Genomic DNA, 13739 nt, shown 5'->3' on the forward strand with positions numbered 1-13739 from the left:
TGGTCAAGTCAAGAAAGGCGGTTCTGCTCGGTCGAAAGGGCAGGGCGCATAGGCGTCGCCACAAGGTTTGTGCGCCAGACAACGATTTGGTGGACATAAAGAGAACAATGGCTATGCCACACGTTTGAGGCGCGCCATGGGATCATTGAGGGGGCGGAATTCGCCGGAGGCGAGCGGTTTTGCCCGGTGCCAGAGATAGTCTCCGGTCAAGCTGATATGCGCCCAGCCCATTGGGGAAAGGTGGGCGAGGAGCGCATCATCGAAAGGGACGCCGGATGCCGTGAGGTGCTGGGCGGCCCTGTCCAGATAGATGGTATTCCAATAGGCAATCGCCGCGATCAGCAGATTGAGGCCCGATGCCCGATATTCCTGGTTCTCGATCGACCGGTCCGTGAACCGACCCTGCCGGTTGGTGTAGATGGCGGCGGCGAGGGTATGGCGTGCTTCTCCCTTGTTGAGGCCGGCCTGGCAGGCCCGGCGCAAGTCGGGCTGCTCAAGCCAGTCGAGCGTGAACAGCGTCCGCTCGATGCGGCCGAGTTCGGCCAGCGCGAAATCCAGCCTGTTCTGGCGTTTGTAGGCGGCCAGCTTGCGCAGGATCGCGGAGGGCGCGACGGCTCCCTCCTTGATAGAGGCGACGATCCTGACGATGTCATCCCAATCGGCTTCGATCGCCGCGGTCTTGATCGTGCGCCCCATGAGGCTTTCGATGCCCTTGTAGGTCGAGGGCGCGGCGATCGAGCCGAGTTTCCGGTCCGCGAGGTCGCGCAGACGGGGGACGAAGCGGAAGCCGAGAAGATGGCAGAGGGCAAAGACGTGATCGGTTGCCCCGCCCGTGTCGGTGTAATGTTCATGCAGGGGCAGCGCGGCAGCACCGAGCATCAGGCCGTCGAGCACATAAGGGGCCTCGCCAGCGGTGGCCGACATGATCCGCGATCCGAACGAGGCAAAATGATCGGACAGGTGGGAGTAGATTTTCAGGCCCGGCTCGCTGCCATATTTCGCATTGATGTCGGCCGCTGCCGATCGGCTGCGACCCGAGCGGAAGAATTGCCCATCGGAGGATGAACTGGTGCCGGCGCCCCAATGGCGCGTGAACGGAAGATCATGGTGCGCGGCAACGATCATGGCCAACGCGGCCTGGTAATTTTCGGGCGACAGATACCAGTTGTGTGTCCAGGCAAGCTGGGCGTAACTCACCCCGTCGCTGGCGTTGGCCATCCGCTCCAGGCCCAGATTCGATCCATCTGCCAAGATGGCCGCAAGGACCGCATGCGGGTTGTCATGCTCTTTGCCGGAGCGAAGGTCGCGGAACGCGCCCAGGAACCCGGTGCGCTCGGCCACTTCGACCAGGAGTTCGGTGATCCGCACGCGCGGAAGCAAGGCGTCAAGCTTGCGATCGAGGGCTTCCGCCTCGGGCGGCGTAATCGCCTGCATCGGTTGCAGCTTAAGCCGGTCGCGCTCGAGCGCCACGCCTTCGAGCCTGTTCGCCTTGAGTTGCTTGACGAAACGGCGCAACCGCCAATCAAGCGTCCTCGCCCGCTCCTCCAGATAGGCGGCTGCATCAGTCTGGAATGGCAGGCTGTCGGCCATCTTACCGGCCTCGCGCCGGCTCAACAGATAGGCGTCGAAGCGGCGATAATTGCGGGTTCCTTCGACCCAAATGTCGCCCGCGCGCAACCGGTCGCGCAGCGTGGCCATGACCGCCGTCTCATAGCGCCGGCGGTCGACCTGGCCGCCTTCAGTGATGAGGTGTTTCCACTGCCGGCTGGCAAATGGCAGGGGAACATCATCGGGCAGACTGCGCGTTTTGCGCGCATTTGCATCGCGGATGACATCGATGGCTTTGACCAGTTGCGACCCGCTTCCCGATGCCTTGAACGTGAATGCATCGAGAAAAGCCGGGCTGAAGCGCCGTAATGTCGCATAACGCCCGGTTGCAGCGACAAGGGCATCCTCCCCCGCCAGGTCGGCCAGGGCATCGACCTGTGCCTTGGCCGCGACCAGCCTGTGCCAGCCCACCGCCTCGTCGATCAGTTCCAGCGGATTGCCGCCATGCTCGACCGCCTCTCCCAGCGCCGCGATCGTGGCGCCGAACAACCGCATGAGTTCGCCGACCGAGCGAATGCTGTCCTGATAGCGCCGTTCACGGCCACGCCGCGCGCGCGTAAACAGGCTCCCGACAAGTCTGTCGAACATCTGGATCGCCGCATCGGCTAGCCGGGCCTCGAGATCAATCACAGCAGCGACCAAAGTCGCGCGCCGCCTGTCGAGGCTATAATCGGAGAGCAGAAACGCCGGCGCCGCGCCACCTTCTCGCATGAATTGCGCTAACCGGAAATCGGGGATTCTGGCACCGATCGCGGGGTCTATGCCGATTTCGCGCACATAGCGCAGCCGTTCCAGCAGGCCGTTGATATTGGCCGTCGTTGGCGCCTCCTCGAAATTGCGCAGCCAAGCCAGCGGCGTCATGCCGAAGTCGCTGCTGTTGACGATCAAATCGTCGATGCGGATCAGTTCGGCGTGGCCCAGGCCTGCAACGATGGTTACTGCCGCGGCTTTGCGTGCGCGTGCCCTACCTGCGAGACCGGCACGTTCAAGTGTGTCAGCCGATGGGAGAATGAACCGTTCCTTCTTCAATCCCTCCATCAAAGCGCGAACAATCGGTTCGCCTCGATCAGTTCGGTCGGCCGCTTTCGCCGCCAGATCAAGCGCGAGCGGAATATCCCCTCGTCGGAAGGGGCGTAACCCGAGGTGCCTTGCCGCGATGTCGGCATGATCGTTACGCGTTTGGGGACGCTGACCATAATCGGTGAAAACCTCCGCCTCCATGAAAATCTGGGCAGCGAGGTAATGAAGGATGGCATCCGGGACGCCGATATTGGGCTGAAAGCCGAAGCCGGGATGCCGCATCAATGCGATCTGCACTGCCAGGCCGAGACGATTGGCAGAGCGATGACGGCGGCCGATCAGGTCCAGATCCTCGACGGCAAGCGTATAGTGGCTGATGATCGCACTTTCGTCATGAGGAGCATCGAACAGGCGCCGCCGTTCTTCCCCGGTCAATAATCGCCGCCGCGCCATACTGCCTCCCGCCGACTCCTGGGCAGCAGGTTAGCGTCAATCTGGAGTATAGCCTAACCGGACGTCAGGAGAGTGTCATGATTTCTGTCAGGATAGGGTCAAGACAAGCATTTGTTGACGGCTGTCGCAGCGTGTCATAGATTCCAACCTGACATTTTGACCGGAGGCGGCGATGAAAGGCCAGAGGATCGGTTACGTCCGGGTGAGCACATTCGATCAGAATGTCGATCGCCAGTTGGAAGGGCAGTCGCTCGACCGGATTTTCACCGACAAGGCATCGGGCAAGGACGTCAACCGCCCCGAGCTCGATGCCATGCTTGCCTTCGCCCGCGAGGGCGACACCGTTGTGGTGCACAGCATGGATCGACTGGCGCGCAATCTCGACGATCTGCGCAAGCTGGTCCAGTCCCTCACCAAAAGGGGTATCCAGATCGAGTTCTTGAAGGAGAGCCTTGCCTTCTCCGGCGAGGATTCCCCGATGGCCAATCTGATGCTTTCGGTCATGGGTGCTTTCGCCGAGTTCGAGCGCGCCCTGATCCGGGAGCGGCAGCGCGAAGGCATTTCGATCGCCAGGCAACGCGGCGCTTATCGGGGACGAAAACGCTCCCTCTCCGACGAAATGGTCGGCGAGCTGCATCGCCGCGTCGCTGCCGGCGAGCGTAAGGCCACCATCGCCCGCGACCTGGGTATCAGCCGCGAAACCCTATACCAGTATCTGCGCGCGGCCGTCTGACGACCATGTTCTCATTATGTCTGCCAAATCCTTGTCTGGCGCACAAACCTTGAGGTGACGCCCATATACCTCGTTTCGAGCGGCTTGTTTTGTTGTCGTAGGGTTTTCCTGGGCGGATGGTCGATGCGTCGTTTCGGCGATCATCTGGAGCCGTGCGCGAGGGGCGAAGGAGATCGACGGATGCTGAGCGAAGGCCAGTTGATCGATCGCAAGTGCAGATTTCTACCGTTATTTACGCCACTCGATGCCTCCGACTGCTTCGCAATGGGGCCATGGCGGCCACCTTGCTCCGTGCATCACGCCCTGCTTACTGCCCAGGTCGCCTCAAGGTCGAGCAATAGCACGACATGATATCCTGCCGGTTGCGCAACAAAATCGAGAATATAACGTTGGCGGCTCGGGCTAAACGGCGAGATAGCAAAGAGTTTCATCTTGTAATATTGCAGGTGTAGAATTAACGCGCGTCTGAGCAGCATAGGAGGTGGCGGTTGAAGGCCCATCGCATCGGAAAGACCGTAGCGAGTTGGAACGTGACGACGAGGGCGGGAACAGCTGCTGCACGCCGCAGCCGCGAAACGATACCGACCGGGCGTCGTGCGTTAGCTTCGGCGCGAGTGCGCTCGCCGCTGCCCACCTTCCTCGTCGGTCGTTACAACATCAATGCTATGGTTCTGGCGGCGTATGCGCAGATGCTACCCCACCCGTCCATTCCAACAATGGACAGGCAAATTGACCATCGGCGAAATCGCGGAGATATTATTCAGTGACTGGACGTGACGTTATCCAAGGACGTGGACGAGCTCGGCTTCTCGCAAGCCTGGTACTTGCCCATGCGATTCAGAAATCTTGATGTTGGAAGCGGTGAGAATGGAAGCTGAAGCGCAGGCCGCGGCCGCTCCGGAAAAAAAGACGGAAGCTACAGAAAGGCGGCGTAAGCCTGGTCGGCCAAGGAAGGACGGCAACCATCGCGAGACGATCCTCAACAAGGCGGAGATCGCCTTCGCAGAAGGGGGCTATGCGGGCATCAGCATCCGCGACATCGCCGAGCGGGCGGGCGTTAACCAGGGGTTGATCCGCTATTATTTCGAGAGCAAGCAGCAGCTGTTCGATGAGGTTTATCGTCGTCGCGGCGGATTGTTGTCCGGACGCCGTCACGTTCTGCTGGATCAGCTTCTTGAAGGAGGCAAACCGTTAACGGTCAAGGCGATCGTCCGCGCTTATCTTCAACCACAATGGGATCTGAAGTACAGCGGAGAAGCGGGGTCCGCCTTCGTGCGCCTTCAGGCCCGTCTGCACGCCGAGCCGGAGGAGCATGCGCTGAGACTGCGGCGGGAGGTCTACGACGCCTCAGTCAAGCGGTATGTCGATGCGCTGGCGAAGGTTCTCCCCGACATTCCCAAGAGAACCATCGGCCTGCGCATGGCGTTTCTCGTGGGGACATATCTCTTCATGCTGAACGATCTCGGCCGCATTGAGGACCTGACCGAAGGTAAGATCAGGCATATTTCCAAGGACGAGATGCTCGACCATATGGTCGAGTTTCTCGCTGCGGGCATCCAGACGGCTGTACCATAAGCGAATGCTGGCCGGGCTATTCCCCCGGCCAGCATTCCGAGCTCATCCGGTTGGGGTCAACTCGCCGAACCGGATTCCCGCCTTCCTGCCATCGTAAGTAGCCTGCGCGATTTGGCCAGCGCCGAGGCAGTCTCCGATCCGCTCGACCGAGCGGATGAGGCCCACCTCGCGCTTCGCGACCAGCTCCTGATAGAGTTCATCGTCAGAGATCTGGCCGGTAACCAGGACAACCGTGTCCGCGTCGATGCGGCTTTCCGCCCCGTCAAGCAGGCGGCTGGCGGTCACCGAACCTTCGTCGATCGATGTGATCATTGTGCCGACCACGATCGCGATCCCGGCTTCATTCATTGAATTGATGACGTGCACGAGTTCTAATGTGTTGTGCGTCCAGGGGGAAGGATCGCTGGCCGTCGTTACATAGGTCACCTTGCAACCCGCCTTGGCAAGGCGGTCGGCTATAACGGCCGCCATATAATAATAGTCCTCGTCGTAGACGACAACGCTGCCGCCACTCGGCACATGGCCGTTGAGGATGTCCTCCGCGCAAAGCACATGGGAAAGGTCGTGCCCCGTGATGGGCTCGTCGTGATGGCGTCCCACGCCTTCGCCGCGCCATTTGGCGCCCGTCGCAATGATGATGTGGTCGGCCCCGAAACCCACGATATCGTCTGCGTTAAGAGGACTTTCGAGATACATGTTGACGTTCGGCATCGTCTGTAGCTGACTGACGCGGTAATCCACCACGCGACCCCAGGCGCTCAACCGCGGCATCCTCCGCTCGCGTACGAGGCGGCCGCCCCATTCGCTGCCCGCATCCGCGATAGATACCTGATATCCACGCTTGGCAAGCGTGTGGGCTGCCTCCAAGCCAGCCGGGCCGCCGCCCACTACGAGTATGGATGCGTCGGGGTCGTGCGCCTCCGGCACATTCTCAGGATGCCAGCCGTTCACATGCTCCTCGCCTGCGGAGGGGTTCTGCGTGCAACGGATTCTGGAATAGGTCATCACCTCAGCGGTGCAGGCGTTGCAGCCGATACATTCCCGGATGTCGTCGTGACGGCCCGTGTCGATCTTGTTCGGGAGGAAAGGGTCAGCTATCGAAGGGCGCGCGGCCCCGATGAGATCAAGCACTCCGCGCTTGATCTGACTTACCATCGCATCAGGCGAGGTGAAGCGGCCGACGCCAACAACCGGCTTGTTGGTGACCTTTTTCACAAAATCGATGAACGGCTCCTGCTGGCCCTCCTCAAAGAACCGACTGCTGCCGCTATCCCAGGCCCAATCGCTGACGTTCACGTCCCACAGGTCAGGCACATCGGCAAGCGCCTCCACCACACGGCGACCATCCTCGAGTGCGGTGATGTTCGAAGGCCGACGCCGATCCTCGACAGCGAAGCGAACGGCGACGGCACAGGTGTCCCCCACCGCGTCCTTCACGTCGGAAAGCGTCTCCCGGAGCAAGCGGACGCGATTCTCAAATACGCCGCCATATTCGTCGGTGCGCTTGTTCGTCCTGGTATCCAGAAAGTCCTGCAGCAGCGACAGGTTGTGCGCGCAGTAGACGTAAATGATATCGAAGCCGGCCTTGCGGGCACGCAGCGCCGCGTCCCGATACCACTGGCGGAAGTTTGTGATGTCCTGCCTGTCGATGGTTCGCGCCGAGATGGGATTGATGAAATAATGTGGGAACTTGCCGGTGGGTGAAAGCGGATGTTCGCGATGGTTGATGGCAGGGCCGGAGGCACCCGCATGCGCGAGCTCTATACCTGCGAGCGCGCCATACTCCTTCACGGCTGCGACCACGCGTGATAGTGGCTCGATATATTTGTCGTTGTACATCCGCGGATCAGGCAAAGGTGCGTGGTCCGAGGTTTCGTGGATCATCGTCTCCTCAAGACAGACAACGCCCCAGCCACCCTCGGCCCTGGCTTTCCGGAACGCAATCATCTCATCCAGGGCGGGCATGCCCATCGCGGTGGCGTGCGGCACAACATAGAACCGGTTCTTCGTTCTTACAGGGCCGATCTGCAGCGGTTCGAAGAGAATATCGTATCGAGGGTCGCGCATTTGTTACTCCACGGTATCACGCAGTCAGTTTTCGGAATGACGGGAAGACGCCGCCGCGCATCCATCTCGTCCAGAGCCGGATGGATGCGCGGGACCATAGTGCCAACGGCGTGAAGTCGCATATGGAAAGCGGCCAAAAAAGGGGCAATCACACAGCTAAGGGCATAGATGAGTTGAAAGGCGGGCCTGTTTCTTCCACGCTGATGTGGACGCAAAGATGTACCGACATAAGCGATCGATCAAGGGCCGATCTATAGTTCTCAACCTATTTTTGCCCCGCGTACCAAGCTGTTACTCATGCTCATAAGGGCTGAATGCCTCGGCTATGGCGAAGTCGTCACTTTCAAGGACGATGCTGGGCTCGTTCATCTCAACCCAGCCGCAGAATGGCGGCGACATCTCATATCCCAATAGCTGTTGAACCCGCTTGGGATATTGTTTCACCATGTCTCGCGGCACAACCAGATACTGATTCTCCTCCTGACGATGATAGCCTTGGGTGAAGGATAGTGCGATCGCCAAGCGGCACTCGTTCGAAATATTCGCGCCCCCTCCATGATAGACGCTGCCCACATACATAAGACCCGATCCGCGCTTCATTTCAGCAGGAACCGCTTCATGGGGCTGAGGCCGCCGGTCCATGTCCCATTTATGGCTGCCCGGGATCACCATCGTTGCGCCGTTGCTTGCGGTGAAGTCCGTTCCTGCAAGAAGCGTCTGGAGGAGCACATGGGGACCGGGATGGCGGACGTGGTACATTCCATCGTCACGGTGCAGGTCCTGTGCAGCCTGGCCCGGACTGATCTCGATTGCTTGCGTCACCGATACCTGAACCGTGGGCCGTACCATGGTCTGCCGTTCGCCTGCCATCATCGGGAACTCGACGCAAAGAAGTCTCTCAGCCGTGCCTAGAAACAACGGATGGAGAACAAATTCCGTCATATGCCGTGATTTGGCAAATAACGCGGACGTGCGCCGGGTTCGATTGCCCGAGAAGCCAGCCTCTCCGAACGGTGAACGCTTTATCCATGGCTCCAGGTCGCCGACTAGTTGATCCATCACACCCGGTATGATCATGCCCTCAATGATGACGGCACCATCCCGGTCAATGATTTCACATACAGCGTCAACCGAGGTGTCATTCGAGACAGAAGCTATTGTAGCCATGACTATACCTTATCAACGTAAACGAAGGCGAGGACGGGAAAAATGGAGCGGCAATTTCTGCAATTCATGCACTTGATCACGGACGTCACAGAACATCGGCGGGATCGAAACGATCTATCATGCGCTCTGTGTCGGTCGAACGACTCGCGCCACATTCACCCGACGCTGTCTGGAGCCTGATCCGATCAAACTGGATCGGATCAGGCTCTAAAGTCTTTCGATTCCTACATTTTCCGATCCAGCAGGTGATGCCATCTGCTTCGAAAATGCTCCATCTGCGCACTCCTATATGCGGACGACTATGGTCCTGATATAAGCTCCCCGGCTCCCGCTGTCGAAGCTTAGTGCCGGGGAAGCGCAAAGTCGGCAGAACTTCATTTCACCGATCGTATGGCAAGTCCATTTGCTTTGCAGAAGGCGTTCTTCGAGATGAGCTTGCCGTCGCGAAAATCCAGGATATCCAGCCCGTCGACGCAAGATTGCTGGCCGTCAGCGGCCGTCATCATCATCGTCCAGGCGACAAGGGCGCGGTCGCTTGCTTCGTCCAGCATCGTCGAGGAAACCGTATACTGGACGCTTCCAAGAGTGCCGTCGAAGATGGACTTGAGTGATGCGCCGATGGCATCGACACCCTTATGCTTGATGCCGTTGGGATCCATGTACACGCAGTCTGGAGACAGAAGACCGAGCATTTTGTCGTAATCGCCGTCATTGAATGTGCTCATAAAAGCGGTAGTGTGTGCATTTAGGTCAGACATGGTCGCTCCTTTGACGTGTTGCGTGCGGAAAGATGACGGCCGCCTATGCTGGCCTTTGTAATCGGCTGGGTCAGAGGGCTCGCTCGTCCTGGCTGAGTCAGGCCTATCAAGTCGCGGAAAGCCTGTGGTGAAACGTGCGCCCACCGTTTGAAGGCGTTCCTGAAGTTGCTCACTTCGGTGTAGCCCGCCCGATCAGCCACGTCGCCAATCGTCAGTTGTGGATCGGAAAGGCATTGCTTGGCGAATGCGAATCGGACTTCCGCGATAATTTGTGCGTAAGACGTCTCTAGACAATGGAGTCGTCGGCGCAGGGTTCTTGCTGACAATCCCAAATCCCGCGCAATATCGGCTTCGGCCGCATCGAAGCGCGGGCCAATCAGAATCGCCTGCTTCAATCTGCGGATTAAAAAGGCGTCCGAAGAATGGCCCTCGTCGGAAAGCAACTGAAATAGGCCTGGCATTGCAGCGGTTATGGGCTCTTCAGCAGCACCACCGTTCTCCTGGCAATGATGATGAGTGGGCGCGTGACGCGGCGTACACCGAGGGCGCGCGTGCTTTGAATTGGCAAAGGAGTGGGAGGACTTATCCTCTGAACTCCTCCAGGTATCACGCGAGATGCACGAAGCACGCGTAACGCTCGAGCCTTCGATACCTGCGGCGCTCACCAGATGCCGCCGATTCAAACTTTCGGACTGTTTCTGGACGTTTGCTATTTGCGGTGGCATCCAGTGCATTCCTCTCGTATCTTCGCTGGCGCGCCTTGTTCGGCCGCGCGACGAAAATCTTTCAATCTCGTTATAAACTGGATCCGGTCGGCGGTTCGCAACCAAACAGACAGGACCCACGGGCAGCCTTGCAATCGCACATCGGCCAGACATGCTGCGCGCAAGGTAACTTCCCGATATTTCCACAATCAATTATACAGAAAAAGAAATCAAGTGAGAATGCGCATGGGCAGTGGCCGCCGTCGCAGGCGCAGCGTCCCATCGGTCATGTGTTTGACACCTGACTAAATTAGGACCGGCTCCGATATGCATAAGCCAAGCTGGATCCCATGGATATTCGACCTTGTATTTATCCAACAGACGAATTAATGTTGCCACAGCAGCAAAGGAGAGGGCAATTGAGGGCCTACCGTATAGGGCAGATCGTGCCGAGTTCGAATGTTACGATGGAGACTGAAATACCGGCGCTCCTCCGTGCCCGCGAGACGATCTCGCCCGAGCGCTTTACCTTCCATTCGGCCCGCATGCGCATGAAGCACGTGACCAAGGAAGAGCTGTCCAAAATGGACGGCGCCAGCGACACGTGCGCCATCGAGTTATCTGACGCGGCCGTCGACGTGATGGGTTATGCATGTCTGGTGGCTATCATGTCGATGGGCAAGGGTTACCATCGTGAGTCCCAGGCCCGCCTGCATCAGGCAACAATCGATAATGGCCATCCGGCCCCCGTCGTATCGTCAGCTGGCGCGCTCGTGGATGGGATCAAGGCGATTGGCGCGAAGCGAGTGGCGATTGTGGCGCCATATATGAAGCCGCTAACCGAGCTTGTTGTCGACTATATTCGTGCCGAAGGCATCGATGTCGTCGAATGGCGCGCTCTTGAGATTTCGGATAATTTGGCAGTCGCCGCTCACGACCCCGCCCGGCTTCCGGGCATCGTCGCGTCGATGGAGCATTTGGCCGAGGTCGATGCTGTAATTTTGTCTGCATGCGTGCAGATGCCGTCGCTGCCCGCCGTCTCGATCGTTGAGGCGCAGGTCGGCAAGCCGGTGTTGACGGCGGCCATCTCCACAACCTGGGCGATGTTGCGAGCCCTTGACCTCGACACGCGCGTGCCCGGTGGCGGGACGCTTTTATCAGGGGCATTCTAACAATGGACGGCAGTCCTTTCGGATACAACGTTCATGCGAACGGCATCCGGCACCATCTTGTGCGCCATGGCGCGCCTGGGCGGCGTCAGATGCTTCTCGTGCCTGGCATCACGTCGCCAGCGGTCACGTGGGATTTCGTTGCCGCTCGCCTGGCCGAGACGTACGAGGTTCATGTGCTCGACGTTCGGGGCCGCGGATTAAGTCAAGCTGGCGACCTTGATTATTCCCTGGATGCAATGGCGGATGATGTCGTCGCGCTGACGGGTGTTCTTGATCTCGATCGTCCGGTGATTCTTGGTCATTCCATGGGCGCCCGCACCGCGATCCGCGCCGCCAGGAAAGCGCACGGGATTTTTGCCGGGCTGATCTTGGCCGATCCGCCCGTAAGCGGGCCGGGCCGTCGCCCCTATCCCTCGGCATGGCCATGGTATGAGGATTCGATCTTGCTGGCGCAGCGCGGCTGCTCGGCGGAAGAAATGAAGGCATTCTGCCCGACCTGGACTCAGGATCAGCGCGCGCTGCGTGCTGAATGGCTCCACACGTGCGAACTGCGTGCGATCGACGCGGCCTATAAAGGCTTTCATACGGATGACGTTCATGCCGACCTGCTGCACCTTGACCTGCCGATACGGCTCGTCGTGGCCGGTGGCTCGCCGGTCATCGAAACGGCAGATATTGAAGAAATTCGGACACTGGCGCCCGGCATCGAGGTCGTGACCGTCGAAGGCGCAGGGCACATGATACCGTGGGATGATCTGGACGGTTTCCTCGGCGCGGTCGCAGGTTTTCAAGCCGACATCAAGGAGGCCACCGCAAATGGATCGCGCTAGTTTCGCGGAGATATGCCTCCACCAGCTGAAAATGTCCGGTGTTCGCGCCGACGAGCGGCTGGTCGTGCTGACTCAGGGTGACGAGCGACTAGATTATGCCGACGCGTTTCTCGCTGCGGGCCGGGCGCTCAAGGCGAATATCTACCACATGCGGCTGCCGGCGCCTGCACCGATGGGCAATTGGGCGGTAGGGCAGACGCCGCTTTCGCGGATGCCTGAAGCCGTGGAGGCATTGAAGAATGCCGATATGGTGATCGACTGCATCTTCCTGCTGTTCTCGCCAGAGCAGATGGCGATCCAGGCGGCGGGTGCTCGCGTCCTTACGGTTGTGGAGCCGCCGGAGCTGCTCGCGCGGATGCTGCCGTCCAGGGAGCTGCGTGAGAAAGTGGAGGTCGCAGGCGAGTTGCTGGGTCGCGCGAAATCGATGCACATCACGTCGCCTTATGGGACGGACGTCACGTATAAGCTTGGCACCTATCCCACTGTCACCGAATATGCCTGCACCGACACGCCGGGCCGATGGGATCACTGGCCATCCGGCTTCGTCTTTACAGGCGGCGACGACGACGGCGTGGACGGGCAGATCGTCATCGCGCCGGGCGACATATTGCTGCCGCAGAATATCTATGTGCGCGAGCCTATAACATACACGATCGAGAAGGGCGTCGTCACCTCGATCCGGGGCGGCTTGGAAGCTGATCTGGTCAAGTCGTACATGGCGGACTTTAATGATCCGCGCGGCTTTGCGCTGAGCCACATCGGCTGGGGAATGAATCCTGACGCCAAGTGGCACCGGATGACGCCCGGCGAATTCCCCGGCGGAATGGGCATGGAGGTGCGTAGCTTTCTTGGCAACGTGCTGTTCTCAACCGGTCCAAATAATGAGCTTGGCGGCATGAACGACACGGACTGCCATCTCGATATACCGCTGCGCGGTTGCTCGCTGTTTCTGGATGGAGAACCGGTGTTGCTGGACGGAGCAGTCGTAGCGAAGGACCTGACGGCTTGCGAAGGGGGTAAGGTGTTCGATGTCGCAGGATGAAGTCTATGAAAAGGCGGGGTTCGGAGGCAGCGTGCCCCGCGGCACTCGGCCGGCGGTCGTGGTGGTCGATTTTACCTATGGCTTCACCGATACTGTTTACCCGACGGCGGCGGATATGCATGCGCAAATCGCGCGAACCCGTGCCATCACCGATCTGGCCCGAAGCCGTGGTTTTCCCGTTATCTACACGACTATCGCCTACCAGCCCTGGGAGGTCGAGACGTTGGCCTGGCTGCGTAAGGCCACCGGAATGAGAGCGCTTCTCGCGGGGAGTAGGCTCGTTGAGATCGATGCGGCGACCGGGATCTCCGATGGCGATCCGATCGTGGTGAAGCATGGCGCATCAGCATTCCATGGCACGAACCTGGCGGCCATGCTCACCGGGGCGGGTGTCGATACCGTAGTGGTAACGGGCGCGACTACGTCCGGTTGTGTCCGGGCGACCGTCGTGGATGCAGTGCAGTCCGGCTTCAACGTTCTGGTGCCGCGCGACTGCTGTGCTGATCGCGCGAACGCGCCACATGAAGCCAGCCTTTATGACATCGATCAGAAATATGGCGACGTCACCGACGCCGCGGACGTGACCGATTGGATCGCGAAGCTTTGAATA

General features: G+C 59.5%; 12 protein-coding genes. 7 read left to right on the plus strand and 5 right to left on the minus strand.

The annotated features are described in order from the left end of the window. Positions 1 to 111: 111 nt before the first annotated feature. Complete coding sequence (locus tag H5V43_RS21600; RefSeq protein ID WP_025547107.1) at positions 112 to 3081, minus strand: Tn3 family transposase; 2970 nt, start codon at positions 3079 to 3081, stop codon at positions 112 to 114. A gap of 172 nt (positions 3082 to 3253) precedes the next feature. Between H5V43_RS21600 and H5V43_RS21605 the strand changes: the two genes are divergently transcribed. The 3 genes from H5V43_RS21605 to H5V43_RS21615 all read left to right on the plus strand — a co-directional run bounded on the left by H5V43_RS21605 (position 3254) and on the right by H5V43_RS21615 (position 5389). Then, entirely contained in the window at positions 3254 to 3814 is a 561-nt protein-coding gene (locus H5V43_RS21605; RefSeq protein ID WP_025547109.1) for a recombinase family protein, read from the plus strand. A gap of 488 nt (positions 3815 to 4302) precedes the next feature. Continuing rightward, the gene (locus H5V43_RS21610; protein WP_128830671.1) at positions 4303 to 4581 is read left to right on the plus strand and encodes a hypothetical protein; all 279 of its coding nucleotides are present in this window, start codon (positions 4303 to 4305) and stop codon (positions 4579 to 4581) included. A 100-nt stretch (positions 4582 to 4681) separates the two neighbouring features. After that, on the plus strand, positions 4682 to 5389 hold the full coding sequence (locus H5V43_RS21615) for a TetR/AcrR family transcriptional regulator (RefSeq protein WP_150294452.1): 708 nt from the start codon (positions 4682 to 4684) through the stop codon (positions 5387 to 5389). Between the two features lie 42 nt (positions 5390 to 5431). Here the strand turns inward: H5V43_RS21615 and ndpC are convergent, their stop codons facing one another. From ndpC to H5V43_RS21635, 4 genes are all read right to left on the minus strand, one after another. Beyond that, positions 5432 to 7456: a 6-hydroxypseudooxynicotine oxidase gene (ndpC, locus tag H5V43_RS21620; RefSeq protein WP_025547113.1), complete on the minus strand. Its 2025-nt coding sequence runs from the start codon at positions 7454 to 7456 to the stop codon at positions 5432 to 5434. Between the two features lie 291 nt (positions 7457 to 7747). Then, positions 7748 to 8623, minus strand: a complete 876-nt coding sequence (locus H5V43_RS21625) for a phytanoyl-CoA dioxygenase family protein (protein ID WP_025547115.1) — start codon at positions 8621 to 8623, stop codon at positions 7748 to 7750. Between the two features lie 374 nt (positions 8624 to 8997). Beyond that, positions 8998 to 9381 carry a nuclear transport factor 2 family protein gene (locus H5V43_RS21630; RefSeq protein ID WP_128830672.1) on the minus strand — a complete coding sequence of 128 codons (384 nt, stop codon included), beginning with the start codon at positions 9379 to 9381 and terminating at the stop codon, positions 8998 to 9000. Beyond that, positions 9369 to 9824 (minus strand): helix-turn-helix transcriptional regulator, encoded by a 456-nt coding sequence (locus H5V43_RS21635; protein WP_157846834.1) that lies wholly within the window; start codon positions 9822 to 9824, stop codon positions 9369 to 9371. Before H5V43_RS21635 ends, H5V43_RS21630 begins: the two co-directional genes overlap by 13 nt. Before the next feature lie 680 nt (positions 9825 to 10504). On the opposite strand from H5V43_RS21635, the gene ndpH reads away from it, so the two are divergent. Genes ndpH through ndpG form a run of 4 tightly spaced genes read left to right on the plus strand, consistent with a single transcriptional unit; the run spans position 10505 to position 13736 of the window. Beyond that, entirely contained in the window at positions 10505 to 11257 is a 753-nt protein-coding gene (ndpH, locus tag H5V43_RS21640; protein ID WP_037514121.1) for a maleate isomerase, read from the plus strand. A gap of 2 nt (positions 11258 to 11259) precedes the next feature. Next, positions 11260 to 12087: an N-formylmaleamate deformylase gene (gene ndpF, locus H5V43_RS21645; RefSeq protein WP_025547120.1), complete on the plus strand. Its 828-nt coding sequence runs from the start codon at positions 11260 to 11262 to the stop codon at positions 12085 to 12087. Next, complete coding sequence (gene ndpE, locus H5V43_RS21650; protein WP_046765897.1) at positions 12074 to 13129, plus strand: 2,5-dihydroxypyridine 5,6-dioxygenase; 1056 nt, start codon at positions 12074 to 12076, stop codon at positions 13127 to 13129. The genes ndpF and ndpE overlap by 14 nt, the downstream gene beginning before the upstream one ends. Then, complete coding sequence (gene ndpG, locus H5V43_RS21655) at positions 13116 to 13736, plus strand: maleamate amidohydrolase (protein ID WP_025547121.1); 621 nt, start codon at positions 13116 to 13118, stop codon at positions 13734 to 13736. Before ndpE ends, ndpG begins: the two co-directional genes overlap by 14 nt. Positions 13737 to 13739: the final 3 nt, after the last annotated feature.

The organism is Sphingobium fuliginis, assembly GCF_015074805.1.
In the GTDB taxonomy this organism is placed as follows: Bacteria; Pseudomonadota; Alphaproteobacteria; order Sphingomonadales; family Sphingomonadaceae; genus Sphingobium; species Sphingobium fuliginis.

Excerpts from the sequence above, each read along its gene's own strand:
- H5V43_RS21600 (WP_025547107.1), bottom strand. The coding sequence starts at position 3,081 with ATGGCGCGGCGGCGATTATTGACCGGGGAAGAACGGCGGCGCCTGTTC.
- H5V43_RS21605 (WP_025547109.1), top strand. The coding sequence starts at position 3,254 with ATGAAAGGCCAGAGGATCGGTTACGTCCGGGTGAGCACATTCGATCAG.
- H5V43_RS21615 (WP_150294452.1), top strand. The coding sequence starts at position 4,682 with ATGGAAGCTGAAGCGCAGGCCGCGGCCGCTCCGGAAAAAAAGACGGAA.
- ndpC (WP_025547113.1), bottom strand. The coding sequence starts at position 7,456 with ATGCGCGACCCTCGATACGATATTCTCTTCGAACCGCTGCAGATCGGC.
- H5V43_RS21625 (WP_025547115.1), bottom strand. The coding sequence starts at position 8,623 with ATGGCTACAATAGCTTCTGTCTCGAATGACACCTCGGTTGACGCTGTA.
- H5V43_RS21630 (WP_128830672.1), bottom strand. The coding sequence starts at position 9,381 with ATGTCTGACCTAAATGCACACACTACCGCTTTTATGAGCACATTCAAT.
- ndpF (WP_025547120.1), top strand. The coding sequence starts at position 11,260 with ATGGACGGCAGTCCTTTCGGATACAACGTTCATGCGAACGGCATCCGG.
- ndpE (WP_046765897.1), top strand. The coding sequence starts at position 12,074 with ATGGATCGCGCTAGTTTCGCGGAGATATGCCTCCACCAGCTGAAAATG.
- ndpG (WP_025547121.1), top strand. The coding sequence starts at position 13,116 with ATGTCGCAGGATGAAGTCTATGAAAAGGCGGGGTTCGGAGGCAGCGTG.